Origin of the sequence: Salinisphaera sp. RV14 (assembly GCF_052044135.1) — a bacterium.
In the GTDB taxonomy this organism is placed as follows: Bacteria; Pseudomonadota; Gammaproteobacteria; order Nevskiales; family Salinisphaeraceae; genus Salinisphaera.
Map to the genome: position 1 here is coordinate 66,514 of NZ_JBQDYF010000006.1, position 17,100 is coordinate 83,613.

At 66.3% G+C, this 17,100-nt stretch carries 12 protein-coding genes and 2 pseudogenes; 8 read left to right on the forward strand and 6 right to left on the reverse strand.

Annotated features, from left to right (window positions below):
- Positions 1–45 precede the first annotated feature (45 nt).
- Positions 46–951: an Hsp33 family molecular chaperone HslO gene (hslO, locus tag ACS8Y6_RS08190; RefSeq protein ID WP_440855364.1), complete on the reverse strand. Its 906-nt coding sequence runs from the start codon at positions 949–951 to the stop codon at positions 46–48.
- 408 nt (positions 952–1,359) lie between these two features.
- Entirely contained in the window at positions 1,360–2,184 is an 825-nt protein-coding gene (locus ACS8Y6_RS08195) for an SDR family NAD(P)-dependent oxidoreductase (RefSeq protein ID WP_440850071.1), read from the reverse strand.
- A gap of 170 nt (positions 2,185–2,354) precedes the next feature.
- On the opposite strand from ACS8Y6_RS08195, the gene ACS8Y6_RS08200 reads away from it, so the two are divergent.
- The 3 genes from ACS8Y6_RS08200 (at position 2,355) to ACS8Y6_RS08210 (ending at position 5,718) form a co-directional block, all read left to right on the forward strand.
- The gene (locus ACS8Y6_RS08200; RefSeq protein WP_440850070.1) at positions 2,355–3,380 is read left to right on the forward strand and encodes an alcohol dehydrogenase catalytic domain-containing protein; all 1,026 of its coding nucleotides are present in this window, start codon (positions 2,355–2,357) and stop codon (positions 3,378–3,380) included.
- Positions 3,381–3,511: 131 nt separating this feature from the next.
- Positions 3,512–4,735: a multidrug effflux MFS transporter gene (locus ACS8Y6_RS08205; protein WP_440855365.1), complete on the forward strand. Its 1,224-nt coding sequence runs from the start codon at positions 3,512–3,514 to the stop codon at positions 4,733–4,735.
- Between the two features lie 86 nt (positions 4,736–4,821).
- On the forward strand, positions 4,822–5,718 hold the full coding sequence (locus ACS8Y6_RS08210) for a YihY/virulence factor BrkB family protein (protein ID WP_440850068.1): 897 nt from the start codon (positions 4,822–4,824) through the stop codon (positions 5,716–5,718).
- 4 nt (positions 5,719–5,722) lie between these two features.
- Here ACS8Y6_RS08210 and ACS8Y6_RS08215 read toward each other — a convergent pair whose 3' ends face one another.
- Positions 5,723–6,811: an AI-2E family transporter gene (locus ACS8Y6_RS08215; protein ID WP_440850067.1), complete on the reverse strand. Its 1,089-nt coding sequence runs from the start codon at positions 6,809–6,811 to the stop codon at positions 5,723–5,725.
- 168 nt (positions 6,812–6,979) lie between these two features.
- Between ACS8Y6_RS08215 and ACS8Y6_RS08220 the strand changes: the two genes are divergently transcribed.
- From ACS8Y6_RS08220 to ACS8Y6_RS08240, 5 genes are all read left to right on the forward strand, one after another.
- Positions 6,980–8,290, forward strand: a complete 1,311-nt coding sequence (locus tag ACS8Y6_RS08220) for an MATE family efflux transporter (RefSeq protein ID WP_440855366.1) — start codon at positions 6,980–6,982, stop codon at positions 8,288–8,290.
- A 76-nt stretch (positions 8,291–8,366) separates the two neighbouring features.
- Positions 8,367–8,738 carry a hypothetical protein gene (locus ACS8Y6_RS08225; RefSeq protein ID WP_440855367.1) on the forward strand — a complete coding sequence of 124 codons (372 nt, stop codon included), beginning with the start codon at positions 8,367–8,369 and terminating at the stop codon, positions 8,736–8,738.
- A 314-nt stretch (positions 8,739–9,052) separates the two neighbouring features.
- Positions 9,053–10,795 carry a methyl-accepting chemotaxis protein gene (locus tag ACS8Y6_RS08230; RefSeq protein WP_440855368.1) on the forward strand — a complete coding sequence of 581 codons (1,743 nt, stop codon included), beginning with the start codon at positions 9,053–9,055 and terminating at the stop codon, positions 10,793–10,795.
- Entirely contained in the window at positions 10,795–12,264 is a 1,470-nt protein-coding gene (locus ACS8Y6_RS08235) for a chemotaxis protein CheW (protein ID WP_440855369.1), read from the forward strand. The genes ACS8Y6_RS08230 and ACS8Y6_RS08235 overlap by 1 nt, the downstream gene beginning before the upstream one ends.
- A 102-nt stretch (positions 12,265–12,366) precedes the next feature.
- Entirely contained in the window at positions 12,367–12,525 is a 159-nt protein-coding gene (locus ACS8Y6_RS08240) for a hypothetical protein (protein ID WP_440850062.1), read from the forward strand.
- 229 nt (positions 12,526–12,754) lie between these two features.
- Here ACS8Y6_RS08240 and metH read toward each other — a convergent pair.
- The 3 genes and pseudogenes from metH to ACS8Y6_RS08255 form a co-directional block, all read right to left on the reverse strand.
- Positions 12,755–15,514 (reverse strand): annotated as a pseudogene (gene metH, locus ACS8Y6_RS08245) (methionine synthase); the annotation flags it as partial.
- Between the two features lie 29 nt (positions 15,515–15,543).
- Complete coding sequence (locus ACS8Y6_RS08250) at positions 15,544–15,933, reverse strand: GxxExxY protein (protein WP_440850061.1); 390 nt, start codon at positions 15,931–15,933, stop codon at positions 15,544–15,546.
- A gap of 54 nt (positions 15,934–15,987) precedes the next feature.
- Positions 15,988–17,022 (reverse strand): annotated as a pseudogene (locus ACS8Y6_RS08255) (homocysteine S-methyltransferase family protein); the annotation flags it as partial.
- Between the last annotated feature and the right edge of the window lie 78 nt (positions 17,023–17,100).

A 17,100-nucleotide genomic window follows, 5' to 3' on the forward strand; every position in this document is an offset into this window, starting at 1 on the left:
TGTGGGGCGCGCAAGCCCTGCCCCGGGGCTGCGATCCGGGCGCGCTCAGTGCATGGTCGGCGAGGGCGCGTCCGGATTGTCGATCAGGGCCTCGACGTCGGCCGGGCTGAACACATAGGTAGTGTTGCAGAAGTGGCACTGGGTCTCGATCTCGCCGCGTTCTTTGATCAGGCCGCGCAATTCATCGGCGCCGAGCTGGTGCAGGGCGACGCCGAAGCGCTCGCGCGAGCAGGTGCAGGCGAACATCACCGGCGCCGGGTCGAACAGCCGCGGTTGTTCCTCGTGGAACAGGCGATACAGCACGTCGCGGGCATCCAGGCCCGTGAGTTCGTCGTCGGTGATTGTGGCGGCGAGATGATTGAGCCGGTCCCAGGCATCCAGATCGGCATCCGCGGCCAGCGAGATCGATTCAGCCGGCAACTTCTGCAGCAGCAGACCGGCCGCGCCCTGATCGTCGGCCGCGAGCCAGAGCCGGGTCGGCAGTTGTTCGGACTGTGCGAAGTAGGTTTCCACGCAGCCGGCGATGCTCGGCTGGTCGAGGGCCACAATGCCCTGGTAGCGCCGTCCTTCGCGCGGGTCGAGCGTGATCACCACCTTGCCGTCGCCGAGCAATCCGTGCAGCGAGGTGTCGGCGAGGGCGGCCACGGCGTCGGGGTCGAAACGCGCGATGCCGCGCAGGCGCTGCGCGCGTTCGTGGTTGCCCGGATTGGATTCGGCCATCAACAGACTGACCGCGCCGTTGCCGCGGATCTCGATGCCGAGGGTGCCGTCGAGCTTGATCGTCGCGGTCAGCAAGGCGCAGGCCGCCAGCAACTCGCCCAGCAGGCGCTGGATGGGCTCCGGATAATCGTGGTTGGCGAGTGCCTCGTGGTAGGTCGATTCCAGTTGGGCTATCTCGCCGCGAACGGCGGTGCCGTCGAAGAGAAAACGTTGCAGTTGATCGGCGGCCATGCGGTCGTGCTCCTGAGTCCTGTGTCGACGAGATAGGCATCGCGGGCCGGTTATTCAACGTCGTCGCCCGGGCCGGCCCTGTCGCATCCGACGCCGCGGATTGGTCGCCGCGATCGCGCCGTGCCGCTCAACCAGGGTTGTTGCCGATAACCATCCCCACCGCGCCGCTGACTGGCGGCCGTCGGGCGCCACAGGCCGTGATTGACAGGGGCACGAGCTTTCTGGCGGCAATGGTGCCGGCGCATGTGCCGGCAAGCCGGTTCGACAGCGGGTCCGGATCACGGTCGCCGTCTCGACTGGCATGCGCTTACGATAACACTGCGATATCGAGCCGGGCACGACGCCCGCGGGTCGACGCGGTGGCATGTCGCGCCCGTGCTCAGGCCGCGGGTAAACCGCACCCATACGTCAGGTCATGCGCGCTTCGCTTTCCCGCCAGAGCGCGGCGGCCAGGTCCATATCGCGGGCGGCGGCCGTGGTTCGCGCCGGGCGGCGCTTGACGAAGTATTCGCCGCTGGTATCGCCCGCTTGTTCGGCGGTCGCCAGCCAGATGCCGGTATCCGCCCCTTCGGCCGGGCCGATCAGCACAGGCCCGAGCAGGCGCTGGATCGGCGTCGGCAGTTCGCGCCAGAGCCCGGTGGCGACCGCGCCGGGATGGAAGCAGTTGACCGTGACCCGCGTATCCGCCAATCGGCGCGCCAGTTCGCGCGTGAACAGGATGTTGGCGAGCTTCGCCTGGCCATAGGCCAGCACCGCTGCCCAATGCCTGCGCGGCGCGTCGAAGGTCTCGAAGCGCAGCCGGCCCAGCCGGTGCGCCAGCGACGCGGTGATCACGATCCGCCCGGCGGGCGCGGCCACGACCGCCTCGCGCAGCCGCTGCACCAGCCGAAAATGGCCGAAATGCATGATGCCGATCATGGCTTCCAGCCCGTTCGGCAACGAGCGCGTGCCCTGGGTGTACAGCCCGGCGTTGAGAATCAGAACGTCGATGGTCGGCATGCGCTGGCGCAGTTGTTCGGCGAAGCGGTCGATGTCGGCGAAATCGCCCAGATCCAGCGCCATCGCCTCGATCCGGGCCGCGGGATGCGCCTCGCGGATCGCGCTGGCCGCGGCCTGCGATTTGGCCAGATCGCGCGAGGCGATGATCACGTGATCGCCACGAGCGGCCAGCGTGGCTGCCATTTCGCGGCCGATGCCGCTGTTGCCGCCGGTTATCAATACATTGCGCGCCATATCGAAGCCGCCCTGGCTACGGATGTTGTATTCGAATATACAAACATATGCGGACGCCGCGTACATCACACGATTTGCGGTCGCCAACGCGGCGCTCGCACGAAACGGCACCAGGCGCTAGGTGTCCTGTGCTGGCATGATGACTGTCCGCGAAAAACGAGGAGATCGACATGCTTGCCTGCGTGATTCATGGCGTCGGCGATCTGCGCCTCGACCCGGTGCCCGAGCGCAAGCTGGGCGCCCGAGAGGTGCGCCTGGCCCTGGCCTACGGCGGTATCTGCGGCTCCGACCTGCATTATTTCGCCGAGGGCCGGGCCGGCAATTCGATCCTGCGCGATCCCATGGTGCTGGGCCACGAACTGTCCGGACGGGTTGTGGAAACCGGTCCGAATGTCACCGATCTCGCCATCGGCACGCCGGTGGCCGTCAATCCGGCGCTGTCCTGCGGTGTCTGCCGGATGTGCCGGGCGGGCCGCACGAATCTGTGCTTTTCCATGCGTTACATGGGCAGCGCGGCCTGTCGCCCGCACACCGAGGGCGGCTTCGCCGAGCGCCCGGTGGTTGACCGCAGCCAGTGCGTCGTGCTGCCCGATGAGGCCGATCTGTCGCGCGCGGCGCTGGCCGAGCCGTACGCCGTCGCCGCGCATGCCGTGAACCGGGCCGGGGTGGCCGGGGCGCGGGTGTTGGTTACCGGCGGCGGCACTATCGGTGCCTTGACCGCCATCGCCGCCCTGCGTGCCGGCGCCGCGGGCGTGACCGTGGCCGATATCCAGCCGGCTGCGCGCGAACGTGTGGCCGATCTGGCCGATGTGGCGGTGCTGGACGCCGCAGACGAGGACGCGATCGCAGCCATCGCTGCTGATCCGGCCTTCGACGTGGCGATCGAGGCGGCCGGGGCGGCGCCAGCGCTGAATACGGCCATGGCCTGCGTCGAGCCCGGCTCGCGCATCGTGCAGGTCGGGTTTCTGCCGACCGCCGGGGTGGATCTGAACCGTTTGCTCACGCGCGAGATCGAGCTGCACGGCAGCTATCGCTTCGTCGACGAATTCGAGGGCGCCGTGGCCGCGGTGCTGGAAGACGATCGCCTGGCCTGCGCGATCACTGGCACCCATGCGTTCGATGATGCCGAAGCCGCCTTTGCCAGTGCCGCCGACAAGACGTGCCATCTCAAGGTCATGATCGCGACCGAGAGCTAAAGCGGGCCGCGCCGGGCTATGGCGCGCTTGTTACCAGAATGTACGGATAGTCGGCGCCCGGCGCTGTTGCTAGCGTGCGGCGTTTGGCGATCGCACGTCCGGGGCGCCGGGCACGCGCCGGGGAAACACGCATGACCGCGTCGTCCAGCCGCATACCCCAGCCATCGCTGGCGCTTCTGGCCCTGATGATGGCGGTCGGGCCGTTCGGGGATACCGAGTACACCCCGGCGATGCCCGATATCGCCCACGCGTTGTCGACCGATTACGGCCTGGTGCAGTTCACCATGGCGGCGTATCTGTTCGGCGATGCCGTCGGCGAGGTCTGCTACGGACCCCTGTCGGATCGTTTCGGCCGTCGGCCGGTGGCGCTGGTGGGCGCCGGCATCCTGTCGCTGGGCGCGCTGCTGTGCCTGGTGAGTGTGTCGATCTGGCCGCTGATCGGCGGCCGGCTGATCCAGGGCATCGGCGCCTGCGCCGGCGGCGTGATGGCCAAGGCGATGGTGCGCGATGCCTTCGAAAAAGGCCGGCGCGAGCGCATCTACGCCAAGCTCAACGCGGCGTTCTCGCTGGCACCGGCGGTCGGCCCGGTGGTCGGGAGCCTGATTGCGCACGCCATGAACTGGCACGTGAACTTCGCCGTGCTGCTGGGGCTGTCGCTGACGCTCTGGGCGCTGGTCTGGTTCTTCCTGCCGGAGACGAATTTCGAACGCAATCCGCGCGCGCTGGAATGGTCGGGGCTCTGGCAGGCCTATCGCAAGCCGTTGGTCAACAAGGGTTTTCTGTTCCACGCCGGGCTGAGCGGCTTGTGCATCGGCGTGGTCTACAGCGCGCTCATCGGCGCCCCGGATCTGGTGATCAACGTGCTGCACCTGGGCAGTATCGCGGTGGTGATCGTGGCGCTGGTGGTCCTCGTCGGCTTTGCCGGCGGCGCCGGGGCCTGTGCCCTGGCCAGCAGCCGGCTGCGGGATCCGACGGTCATCGGTGCCGGGCTGGCATTATTGCTGATCGGCTCGCTGGCCTTGATGGCGGTGGCGTTCATCGTTGGCAAGCAGGGCAATCTGGCGGAATATCTCGGGCCGGTCGCGGTGTGTTTTCCGGGTATCGGCCTGATCATGCCGGTGTCGACGGCCCAGGCCATGGCGCCGTTCAAGGATATCGCCGGGGCGGCGTCGTCGCTGCTGGGCTTCATGCGCATGCTGCTGGCCGCGCTCGGCACGATGACGATGGCGCTACTGCATCAGTCCAGCGTCTACGACATGCCGATCGTGTTTCTCGGGCTCACCGCGGCCGCGATCGTGGTATTCGCGCTGTTCCGGTTCACTGGGTCGGCCCGGCGCGAGCGGGCGCGACAGTAAGCCCGGCCCGGGCAGGACGATATTCTGGCGGGCCGGTGGTCCGCTGCGGCATCATGGCGCTATTGTTCAGTATTGCGGAGGCGTGAATGCCGAGCCAGGGCAAGTCGCCTGACCGCGACACCCCGCGCCGGGAATGGCCGAGCGAGATTCCGGCGGTGGGGTGGATCGAGATCCTGCGCGGCGTGGCGCGCGGCATGGGACGCGATCAGGTGAGCATCGACGCCGCGGCGATCACGTTTCTGGCGTTGTTCGGTATCTTTTCGGCGGTCTCAGCGTTCGTGGCCTTCTATGGCCTGTATGCCAATCCGGCCAGCGTGGTGGCCGACATGCGCGCCCTGTCCGGTTTCGTGCCCGCGGATGTGGTCGTCTCCATGATCGGGCAGATGAAGACGCTGGCGAGCCGGGGCACGTCGACGCTTTGGCTGGCGGGTACGTTCAGCGGCCTGATCGCGCTGTGGTGCGCTGAGCAGGGTATCGGTGTGCTGCTGCTCGCCCTGCATGCCGCGTATCGCGAGCGGCCGGAGTTCAGCTGGCGGCACGCGCTGCGTTCGCTGGGCCTTGCGGTGGCGGTGATCTGCGGACTGGTGTTCGTGTCGGTGCTGGCGATCGGGCTGCCGGAGATCGCCCGATCGATCTGGTCCTCGCTGTGGATCGCCGAATGTCTGCGCGCGGTGGGCATGGCCTTGGGCGGACTGGTGCTGTTTTTCGGGTTGGCGGCCTTGTATCGCTGGGGACCGGATCGTCGGCCGCCGCGCTGGCGCTGGGTGCGCGTGGGGGCCGGTGTGGTGGTCACCTTCTGGACTATCGCTTCAAGCGTGTTCTCGGTGTTCCTGTCCTACTCGGATTCCTATACCACGCTGTATGGCTCGCTGTCCGGCGTGGTTCTGCTGCTCACGCTCACCTACGTCACCGTGCTGACCGTGCTGGTCGGCGGCGAAATCAACGCGCAGCTCGAGGCCAAGTACGGGCCCTCGGCTGAATAGGCGCTTAGCCGGATTTATTACCCGGCAGATGCGGCTCTTCGCCGATCACGTCCTGAACATAGCTGAGCTGGATGACCACGGCGATTACCAGCGCGATCGGGGTCGCCAGCGCGATGCCCAGCACGCCGGCAGTGGCCCCGCCCAGCACCTGCACAGACAACAAAAAGGCCGGTGCGATCGAGGCCGCGCGGCGCTGGATCAGCGGGGCGAGCAGATAGCCTTCGATGATGTGCAGCGCCAGATACAGCGCGCCGACGTAAAACATCGGCCAGATGCCGTGCATGCCGGCGATCAGCAGCGCCGGAATCGCCGATACCAGCGCGCCCAGGTAGGGGATGAAGGTGAGCAGGCCGGCCAGCAACGCCAGCGACATGGGAAACGGGATGCCGATCGCCCACAGCCCGGCGAGGCTGCCGAGCCCGACCAGACTCATCGAGATGGCCCGCCCGGTCAGCCAGCGCCGCACGGCGTCGGTGGCCTCGTGGGCGATCATGTCGGCCCGGGTCTGGCGCGTCGGCGGAAACAGCCGCAACAGCCCGCTGTAGTAGAGCTTGGGTCGGAGCGCCAGATAAATGCCGATGATCAGGACCACGAACAGATCGGTCAGCGAGGTGATGGTCACCGACAGCGCGCTCGATAGCTCACTGGTGAGCTGCTCGCCCAGTGAATTGCCCGAGCTGGAGCCGCTGGCGCTGCTGTGCGATTGACCGAACAGATGCGCCGCGATCTGATAATGCTGCAGCTTGGCCTGAAGCGCATCGATCGACTGCGCGATCTGGTTCTGCAGCCGCGGCGCCTGCGAGGCGACGTTCATGGTGCCGAGCGTGGTGGCCGCCCCGGCCAGCAGCGCAATGATGGTAAGCACCGCGATCACCGCCGGATGGCGGGCCAGCCCGGTGACTTTCGACACCATGCGCGCCAGGGTGTCGAGCGCGACGGCGACCAGAAACGCCGAAAAAATCAGCAACACGGCGTGGCCGACCGTCCACAGGAACCAGAGCAGGGCGATGCTGCCGATGGCGGTCGCCGCCACGATCAGGCAGCGGCGCCAGAAATCGCGCAGATCCCTGGCCTCGCGCCGCGAACGGCTCATCGCGGTCGCTTCCGTCGTGTTGTCGGCCATGCCAGCAGCCACTCGCATCATCGGATTATCAGACTATCATCGCCCGGCGGCCACGTCCGGGATATCCGGGCAACTGCCGAGGCGGCGTCACGAACCGGCTGTGGCACACTGCACGGCTGCTTCGACGCGCTGTTCGTCATGGCTCAACCGAACGCCGATATCGATGTCACGCTGCGCCGCATCCTCGCCCTCGCCCTGCCTGCGCTCGGCGTGCTGGCGGCCGAGCCGCTCTACGTGCTGGTCGACACCGCCGTGGTGGGCCATCTCGGCGCGGTGCCGCTGGCCGGTCTCGCGCTCGGCGGCACCCTGCTGAGCGTCTTGACCAGCCAGTTGACGTTTTTGTCCTACGGCACCACGGCGCGGACATCCCGGCTCTATGGTGCCGGGCGGCGCGCCGACGCCGTGGCCGAGGGTGGCCAGGCGACCTGGCTGGCGATCGCGGTGGGCGTACTGGTGTTTGTACTCGGCGAGATCTTTGCCCGCGACCTGGCCTGGCTGTTGGCCGGCCGGGCGCCGATCGCCAATGCCGCGGCCGAATGGCTGCGCATTGCGCTGTTCGGCGCGCCGGCGATCCTGATCACGCTGGCTGGCAATGGCTGGATGCGCGGTGTGCAGGATACGGTGCGGCCACTGCGCTACGTGCTCGCGGCCAATATCGCCTCCGGCATCGCCTGCCCGATCCTGGTCTATCCGGTCGGCCTCGGCCTGGCGGGTTCGGCGATCGCCAACGTGCTCGCCCAGACCATTGCTGCCGTGCTGTTCGTGATGGCATTGCTGCGCGAGCGCGCGATGCACCGGCCGGGCCTGGCGGTCATGCGCGCCCAGATGGTGCTGGGCCGCGACCTGATTCTGCGCAGCGCCTCGTTCCAGATCTGTTTTCTGTCCGCGGCGGCGGTGGCGGCGCGCCACTCCGCCGCGGCCGCCGGTGCGCACCAGATCGTCTACGAGCTGTGGTCGTTCCTGTCGTTGATCCTGGACTCGCTGGCGATTGCCGCCCAGGCCCTGATCGGGGCGGCGCTGGGCGGCGATCGCACCGCCGACGCCCAGCGCGTGGCCTGGCGCATCACCGGCTATTCGCTGGCGCTGGGTATTGTGCTGGGCGGCGTGTTTGCAGCGGCCTACCCGGTGCTGCCGCATGTGTTTACCAGCGATACCGCCGTGCTGGCCCAGATTCCCTATGCCTGGTGGCTGTTCGTGGTCCAGCAACCCGTGGCCGGGGTCGTGTTCGCACTCGACGGCGTGCTGCTCGGGGCCGGCGATACGGCTTTCCTGCGGACCACCACGCTGGGCGCGGCACTGCTCGGCTTCCTGCCGTTGATATGGCTGTCCTATGTCTTCGGCTGGGGGCTGTTCGGCATCTGGACCGGGCTGACCGTATTCCTGCTCGCCAGGCTGGTCGCGACGGTGTGGCGGACGCACTCCGGCGCGTGGGCGGTCGGCGGAACCTGACGCGTGCCCCGTTCGGTCCTGCGGACGCCCCGCGCTATCATGGCGCCGCCATTTGGCGGCTTGACCTGACCACGCCATGTCCACGACACGTCAATTGAACCTCATCGACTGGATCTGCGAGGGGGCCGGCCTGGTCGGCATGGCGGCGGCGCTGGTCGCCTGTTCGCTGGCCTACAGCGTCAGTCCGCCGCTGGATTTCTGGGTGACGGTCGGGCTGTCGCTGGCCGGTAATCTGCTCTACATCGTGCATGTGCTCGCGCGGCGTGCGACCGGCAACAGCGCGCTCACCTGGCGCGAGCTGGTGCTGGCGACTCTCGTACCCATCGTGGCGCTGCTGGTGACGATCGTGATCGCGGGCGAGATCGGTGGCCTGTTCGACCTGCCGTTCGCCGGCTCGGCGAATACGCCGGCAAAACACGTCATCACGCTGTCGCCGAACCACCACTAGCACGTCACGCGGCGATGCGCTGACCACCGATGTGCGCCCGGCGCCGGAACCGACCGGCTTGTGCGCTCGCCGCCCCGTCTTTTCCGCACTCTTGAAACTCGGTAGATCCCGGATTGTTTTTGCGGCGTCGCCGTTCGCGGCGTGTGCACGGTCGATGCGCCCGGTGCGGCCCCAGGCCCGACGCTCGGTGCCGAGTCTGAAAGTCGCAATAATATTGTCATCAACTATTAAGCAAGAAACGCTCCCGCCGTTATACGGCGGTAGCAATAACTTGCGGGTGCGGCCCAAAAAGCACCCGTTTCAGGAGCCAGATCATGTCGCCTAGCCCCGCTAACCCGGAAGAGGTTGAAAACAATCACCGTGCCGATGTGCTCGATGCCCTGGATCGGTCGCTGGCCATCATCGAATTCGCCCCCGATGGCCGGATTCTGGACGCCAATACGAATTTCCTGAATTTGATGGGCTATGAGCGCGAGGCAGTGGTGGGCGAGCATCACCGCCTGTTCTGCACTCCCGAGGATGCTGCCGATCATCGGTACGCCGAGTTCTGGCGCAAGCTCGGCCAGAAAGGCCAGTACGACAGCAACGAATACAGGCGCCTGGCCCGGGACGGGCGATCGGTATGGCTGCGTGCCACCTACAACCCGATTCTCGGCGCCGACGGGCGTGTGCAGAAAGTGATCAAGTTCGCGACCGACATCACGGCGGATAAGCTGCGCAACGCCGAATTCGAGAGCAAGCTCGAGGCCATCGATCGGTCGCAGGCGATTGCCGAGTTCGATCTCGAGGGCGTGGTGTTGACCGCCAACGCGCATTTTCTCGCCGCGATGGGCTATTCGCTCGATGAAGTCGTCGGTCGCCATCACCGCATGTTCTGTGAGCCGGATTATGCGCGCAGTGACGCCTATGCCGAGTTCTGGGCCCGGCTGAAGGCCGGCGAGTTCATGGTCGACGAGTTCCGGCGCGTGGGCCGGGATGGGAACGAAGTCTGGATTCAGGCCAGCTACAATCCGGTTCTCGATGCCGACGGGCAGCCCTACAAGGTGGTCAAGTTCGCCACCGACGTCACCGAATCCCGCGCCCGCAACATCGAGTTCCAGGGCAAGGTCAATGCCATCGAGCGCTCGCAGTCGGTGGTGGAGTTCGACCTGTCCGGCAGTATTCTGGCCGCCAACGACAATTTTCTGGCGTTGATGGGCTATCGCCGGGACGAGTTGATCGGTCAGCATCATCGTTTGCTGTGCGATCCCGCGTTTGTCACCAGCGCCGCCTATCGCGATTTCTGGAATGCGCTCGGCGGCGGCGAGTTCTTTACCGACCGCTTCCTGCGGATCGGCCGCCACGGGCAGAAGGTCTGGATCCAGGGCTCCTACAACCCGGTGCTGGATGCCGACGGCAAGCCGTACAAGGTGGTGAAGTTCGCCACCGATATCACCCCGGAAGTCGAGCGCGAGGCGCATATCGGCGAGCAGGCCGATGCCATGGCGGCCGCCATCCGCCAGCTGGATCGCAGCATCCGTTCCGTGGTCGACAATACCCGCGATGCCCGGGGCCAGGCACAAACCACCCGCGGCGAGGCGGAAAGCGGCAGCCGGGCGATTGGCGACTCGACCGAGGCGATGCAGGCGATTCGCAAGTCCTCGGAGGACATCGCCGAAATCGTCGGCGTGATCGGCGAGATCGCCTCGCAGACCAACCTGCTGGCTTTTAACGCGGCAATCGAGGCCGCGCGGGCCGGCGAGCACGGGCTGGGGTTTTCGGTGGTGGCCGACGAAGTGCGCAAGCTGGCGGAGAAATCGGCCGATGCAACACGCCAGATCAATCGCCTTATTGCCGAGTCGCAGCGCCGCATCGACAGCGGCGCGCAGGTCGCCGACAAGGCACGTGATGCCTTCGGTCGGATCAGCGAAGGCGTGGTCTCGACCACCCAGGCGGTCGAGGACATCGCCGGCGCCACGGAGTCGCAGCTGGAGACCGCGCAGCACGTGGTGGAGCTCATCAGCGCCCTGACCGATAGCGCCAGCGGCGGGCGCGAGTCGCAGTCGGCGGCCGCGTAATGAGTGCGCTGAGTCTGGCCACCCTCGTTCTGGCGGGGACCGAGGTCGCGTTGGAAAGCGATGCGTTGCAGGAGGTGGTCCCGCTGCCGGAACGGTTGGCGCCAGTGCCGCAGGCACCGGCCTGGTCGCTCGGGAGCTTCGTGCTGCGCGGCGCGCCGGTACCGGTCATCGATTTCGCGCAACTGCTGGGCCTCGGCGGCGATCAGGCGCCGGCCCGGCGCCTGGTGGCCATCGTCGCCCGCGATGGCCAGGTGTTCGGCTTCGCCGTCGACGGGGTCGGGCAAGTGCTGGGGATCGCCGCCGCCGACTGCCACAGTGTGACCCGGTCGCACGGGGGGCTGGTGCCCCGCATGTTCGCGCGCGACGGCGGCGAGGCGGTGTATGTGCTGGATCTGGACGCCGTATTCGCGCTTGAGAATCTGCTACAGGTTCAACAGGGGGCCGCGGCTGGCAGCGGAGAGCCGGCGACGGCCCGGGCGGCGGGCGGTGAGGTGCGGGCGCTTGCTCTGCGCTGCGGCGAGCTGCGCGTGGCGCTGGCGCTGTCGGTGGTGCACGAAATCACCCGCCGCGGCACGGTGATCGAACCGGCCATCGGCGCCCGCGCCTACGTCGGTCATGTCGACTGGCGGGGCCGGCGGCTGGCCCTGCTCGATCCGGCCGCCCTGGTCGGCCGGCCCCGCTCGGTCGGCAGTGAGGGCCTGGTGGTCGTGGTCGAGCTCGGTTGCGGCTGGCTGGCACTGGCGGTCGACGAGGCGCTGGGCATTGTTGCCTGCGACGAAACCCGGCGGCGGACCGCCACGGACTCGGATCGCATCCACAATCATGTCGCCGCGCTCCTCGAGGACGAAGCGCTGGGCCCGTTGTTGCTGCTCGATCATGCGCAGCTCGCGGCCAACGACGCGGTCGCGGCGTATGCGGCGCTCGCCCAGGGCACGGCCGTTCGCGCCAAGGCGGTGAACGGCGCCGATGCCGCAGGCGCCGGCGAAGCCTGGACCCGTTTTGCCTACATGCACTTCACCGCGGCGGGCAAGCTCTCGGCCGCGGTGGAAGATATCGATGCGGTGACTGCTTATCCGTCGGAAACCATGCCCTGTCCGGTGGGCGGGCCGTTTCAGGCGCGCTTCGTGCACGGCGGACGCACGGTCATGCTGGCCGATTTGCGGGCGTTGTTGTGGCGCGGCACCCCGACGACGGCCGAGGCCGGCCGGGTGCTGATCGTCACCGCCGATGACGGCGCGGTCGGTTTTGTCGTGGACAGCGTCGAGGCCATCGCCTATATCGAGGCGCCGGCAGCGTCGTATCACGAGCACCGCGCCGGGCCGCGCTCCGACGGCGACGGTCTGGTGGGCTGCAAACGCCTGGTCCGGGTCGGCGTCGGCGCGCAGCAGCAGTTCCTGTCGGTGGTGCGGCTGCGCGATCTGGCCGCCATGCTGCTGGCCGAGCCGTCGCGCGTGCAGGCCGCGGGCTGACGGGGCCGGCTCGTCAAGCCGCGCACCGAACGACGGCCCGCCGTCCGCGCGGCAGGCCGGTAACCCTAAGAGTCCATTTGAAAACTTGAAGACGGACACGCCGTGGCAGCAGGCGCCGCCAGGCTTTCGGGCTGCGTTTTCGCGAAGAAAAACAGTCCGCAGATCAACGCCGATGCGGTTATCGTTTGGCGGCATAGCGGATTTGAGGCGCTCACCGGCCACGGAGTCGGCCCGAACATCGCATACGAAGGCTTTACGTGAATCCGCGAGCCCGCCGCGAATGGCCGGCCTATTGACTTCGCTTTCGAGAACTATCCGCAGATTACACGGATTTCGCAGATTATTAGGGCGCGCGGTGCGTGGCATCAATGCCTGCCGTTGTTGCCGCCGCATTCGGGATACGCACCGGTGCCCGCTCTCTTTATTCCAATCTGTGCAATCTGCGTAATCTGTGGATAAAGGCCTTAAACAAGGGTTTTGAAACTCACTCTCAGGCTTCGGGCTCGTAGCCGAGATTCGGGCCCAGCCATTTCTCGGCGGTCTCGACGTCCCAGCCCTTGCGCTCGGCATAGTCGCGGACCTGGTCCCTGGCCACGCGGCCGACCACGAAATAGCGCGATTCCGGATGCGCGAAATACCAGCCGGACACGGCCGCGCCCGGCCACATGGCGCGGGATTCGGTGAGCGTGATGCCGGTGTGGGTTTCCACGTCCAGCAGTTCCCAGAGTGTGTCCTTGCCGGTGTGCTCGGGGCAGGCCGGATAGCCCGGCGCCGGGCGGATGCCGGCGTATTTCTCGCCGATGAGTTCGGCGTTGTCCAGATTCTCATCCGGCTGGTAGCCCCAGATTTCGGTGCGCACGTGGCGGTGCATCCATTCGGCGAAGGCCTCGGCCAGCCGGTCGGCCAGGGCCTCGACCAGGATGGCGTTGTAATCGTCGTGCTGGGCCTTGAACTGTTCGACCTTTGCCGATGAGCCAAGGCCGGTGGTGACGGCGAAGCCGCCGATCCAGTCGTCGACGCCGGCGTCGTGCGGGGCGACGAAGTCGGCCAGGCTGCGATTGGGCACGCCACGGCGATGCTCGGCCTGCTGGCGCAGCTGGTGCACCACCGAGACCACTTCGGAGCGGTCGTCAGACAGCACTTCGATATCGTCCAGGTTCCCGGCGGTACGCGCGGGGAAAATCCCGACCACGCCGCGCGCGGTCAGCCACTTCTCGTCGACGATCTGCTGGAGCATGGCCTGGGCGTCGTCGAACAGTTTGCGCGCTTCCTTGCCCTTGTTCGGATCGTTGAGGATGTCGGGGTAGCGACCCTTCATCTCCCAGGACAGAAAGAACGGCGTCCAGTCGATGTATTCGATCAATTCCTCGATCGGGAAGTCGTCGAATTCATACAGACCCGATACGTCGTCGTGGGCGCCGTCGGTCGTGTCGTTGGCATGCGGCAGCGGCTGGCGCTTGGCGTATTTCGTCTCGCCCGGGAGTTTCGGGGCGGGCGGCGTGTAGGCCGACCAGTCGAGTTGGACGCGGTTGGCGCGTGCGGCATCGAGTGACAGGAACTTGGTCTGGCGCTTGGCGGCATGCCGCTCGCGCATCTTGTCGTAGTCTTCCTTCAACTCGGCGACCAGTTTCTCGCGCGATTCCTTGCCGACCATGCGCGAGGCCACCGGCACCGAGCGGGAGGCGTCCTTCACCCACATCACCGCACCCTCGTAGGCGGGGTCGATCTTGACCGCGGTGTGGGCGCGCGAGGTGGTCGCGCCGCCGATCAGCAGCGGCGTCGTCATGCCGCGGCGTTGCATTTCGGCCGCGACATTCACCATTTCGTCCAGCGACGGCGTGATCAGGCCGGACAGGCCGATGACGTCGGCGTTGTGTTTTTCGGCGGCGTCGAGGATGTCGTTCATCGGCACCATCACGCCGAGATCGATCACCTCGAAGTTGTTGCACTGGAGTACCACGCCGACGATGTTCTTGCCGATGTCGTGCACGTCGCCCTTGACGGTCGCCATGATGATGGTGCCGTTGTTTTTCGAGGCGTCGCCGGATCGGGCTTTTTCCTCCTCGATGTAGGGGATCAGATGTGCCACCGCCTTTTTCATCACGCGGGCGGATTTCACCACCTGTGGCAGGAACATCTTGCCGGCGCCGAACAGGTCGCCGACCACGTTCATGCCGTCCATCAGCGGGCCTTCGATCACCTCCAGTGGCTTGTCGGCGTTCTGCCGGGCCTCCTCGGTGTCCTCGACGGCATAGGTGTCGATGCCTTTCACCAAGGCGTGTTCCAGGCGTTTGGTGACCTCCCATTCGCGCCAGGCGAGATCCTCCTTGGATGCCGCTTTCTTGCCGCCACCCTTGTACTGCTCGGCCAGATCCAGCAGGCGCTCGGTGGCATCGTCGCGGCGGTTGAGGACGACGTCCTCGCAGGCCTCGCGCAGCTCTTCGGGGATATTGTCGTAGATTTCGAGCTGGCCGGCGTTGACGATCGCCATGTCCAGGCCCGCCGGAATGGCGTGGTAGAGAAACACCGAGTGCATGGCCTGGCGCACCCGCTCGTTGCCGCGAAACGAAAACGACACGTTCGACAGCCCGCCCGAGACATGGCAGCCGGGGCAGGACTCGCGCACCCGTTTCGTGGCATTGATGAAATCGACGGCGTAGTTGTTGTGTTCCTCGATGCCGGTGGCAATGGCGAAGATGTTGAGATCGAAGATGATGTCCTCGGGCGGGAAGTCGAGCTCCTCGACCAACATCTTGTACGCACGCTGGGCGATCTCGACCTTGCGATCCTCGGTGTCGGCCTGGCCGTTCTCGTCGAAGGCCATCACCACCACGGCCGCGCCATAGTCCAGACACGCCTGGGCCTGTTCGAGAAACTTCTCCTCGCCTTCCTTGAGCGAGATCGAATTGACCATCCCCTTGCCCTGGATGCACTGCAGCCCGGCTTCGATGACCTCCCACTTCGAGGAGTCGATCATGATCGGCACGCGGGCGATATCCGGCTCGCCGGCGATCAGGTTGAGGAACTTGCGCATGGCCGCGGCCGAGTCGAGCATGCCCTCGTCCATGTTGACGTCGATCACCTGGGCGCCGTTTTCGACCTGGTCGCGGGCGACCTCCAGCGCGGTGTCGTAATCCTCTTCCTTGATCAGGCGCATGAACCGCTTGCTGCCGGTCACATTCGTGCGCTCGCCGATGTTGATGAAGTTGGTTGCTGACGTCATTGAAACCTCTGTTTTGTCCGCAGATCGACGCAGATCAACGCAGATAGGATGAATGGTTAACCCGGGCGATGACTTCGGATCAGTCGCCGGTGCTGTAATTCGGGCGTGCCGAAGTTCAGCAGCAGACCGCGCTCGATGCCGGTGGTCTTCAGATAGTTGATGACCTGGGCCTCGTGTTGCGGCGTTAGCCGGGATAGGGCCTTGAGTTCCAGGATCACGCTTTCAAAGCAGATGAAGTCCGCCCGGAACTGGCTTTGCAGCGGGCGTCCCTTGTACTGAACGTCGAGCAAGGGTTCGCGAACGTACGGCACGCCGCGCTCGGTCAGTTCGATCGCCAGGGCGTCGTGATAGACGCTCTCCAGAAAACCGTTACGCAAGTAGCGATGGACCTCGAATGCAGCCCCGAGTATCGGATATGTCTGCTCGTCCTGCCCCTCGCTCTTCATCTGCGTCGATCTGCGTTGATCTGCGGAAAAATATCTTCAGGCCGAAGCGGTGAATGGCTCCAGGCCGGACAGGCGCATGGCCCGCTTGATCTCGGGCCGGCGGCGCGGGGCTTTGCCGGCCACGGCGCTTGCGATGGCGCCGATATGCTCCGGGGTCGAGCCGCAGCAGCCGCCGGCCATGTTGAGCAGGCCCGATTCGGCCCATTCGCCGATGTGCTCGGCCATTTCGTCCGGTTGCAGGTCGTATTCGCCGAATTCGTTGGGCAGGCCGGCGTTGGGATAGGCGTGGGTGTAGCAGGGCGCGATGCGCGACAGCTCGGCGACGTACTGGCGCAGCGCGTCCGGGCCAAGCGCGCAGTTCAGCCCCATGGTGAGCGGCCGGCCGTGGGCCACCGAGTTGTAGAACGCCTCGGTGGTCTGACCGGACAGAGTCCGACCCGAGGCATCGGTGATGGTGCCGGAAATCATCAGCGGCACGTCGATACCGCGCTCGCGCATGAGCCTGCGCACGGCATAGATCGCCGCCTTGGCGTTGAGGGTGTCGAAGATGGTCTCCATCAGAATGATGTCGACGCCGCCTTCGAGCAGGGCCTCGGCGGCCTGGCCGTAGGCGGTGGCCAGTTCGACGAAATCGGTGTTGCGCTTGCCGGGATCGTTGACGTCCGGCGAGATGGAGGCAGTGCGATTGGTCGGCCCGATCACGCCGGCCACGTACATCGGCTGCGCGTCGCTCTGGAATTCCTCGACTACCTCGCGGGCGAGTTTGGCGGCCTCGACGTTGAGCTCCACCGCCAGGTCTTCCATGTGGTAGTCGGCCTGGGCGATCGTGGTCGAAGAGAACGTGTTGGTCGTAATGATATGGGCCCCGGCCTCGGCATACTGCCGGTGGATGCCCCGGATCAGATCCGGATAGGTCAGCGTCAGCAGGTCGTTGTTGCCCTGCAGATCGGAGGCCCAGTCGGCGAAGCGCTCGCCGCGGTATTCGGCCTCGGACGGGCCGTAATTCTGGATCATGGTGCCCATGGCGCCGTCGATCACCAGAATCCGGTCGGCCAGAACGCGTTCGATGGCGTGTCGCGTATCGCTCATATCACCCTGCAGCTCGCGAATAGGGGTCGTAGTATATCCGCTTATCCGGATAAGCGAAAAACCCACGAGCTCTGGCCG

What these genes read in the sequence shown, in the direction of transcription:
- hslO (WP_440855364.1), bottom strand. Translation starts at nt 951, where the DNA reads ATGGCCGCCGATCAACTGCAACGTTTTCTCTTCGACGGCACCGCCGTT.
- ACS8Y6_RS08195 (WP_440850071.1), bottom strand. Translation starts at nt 2,184, where the DNA reads ATGGCGCGCAATGTATTGATAACCGGCGGCAACAGCGGCATCGGCCGC.
- ACS8Y6_RS08200 (WP_440850070.1), top strand. Translation starts at nt 2,355, where the DNA reads ATGCTTGCCTGCGTGATTCATGGCGTCGGCGATCTGCGCCTCGACCCG.
- ACS8Y6_RS08205 (WP_440855365.1), top strand. Translation starts at nt 3,512, where the DNA reads ATGACCGCGTCGTCCAGCCGCATACCCCAGCCATCGCTGGCGCTTCTG.
- ACS8Y6_RS08210 (WP_440850068.1), top strand. Translation starts at nt 4,822, where the DNA reads ATGCCGAGCCAGGGCAAGTCGCCTGACCGCGACACCCCGCGCCGGGAA.
- ACS8Y6_RS08215 (WP_440850067.1), bottom strand. Translation starts at nt 6,811, where the DNA reads ATGAGCCGTTCGCGGCGCGAGGCCAGGGATCTGCGCGATTTCTGGCGC.
- ACS8Y6_RS08220 (WP_440855366.1), top strand. Translation starts at nt 6,980, where the DNA reads ATGGCTCAACCGAACGCCGATATCGATGTCACGCTGCGCCGCATCCTC.
- ACS8Y6_RS08225 (WP_440855367.1), top strand. Translation starts at nt 8,367, where the DNA reads ATGTCCACGACACGTCAATTGAACCTCATCGACTGGATCTGCGAGGGG.
- ACS8Y6_RS08230 (WP_440855368.1), top strand. Translation starts at nt 9,053, where the DNA reads ATGTCGCCTAGCCCCGCTAACCCGGAAGAGGTTGAAAACAATCACCGT.
- ACS8Y6_RS08235 (WP_440855369.1), top strand. Translation starts at nt 10,795, where the DNA reads ATGAGTGCGCTGAGTCTGGCCACCCTCGTTCTGGCGGGGACCGAGGTC.
- ACS8Y6_RS08250 (WP_440850061.1), bottom strand. Translation starts at nt 15,933, where the DNA reads ATGAAGAGCGAGGGGCAGGACGAGCAGACATATCCGATACTCGGGGCT.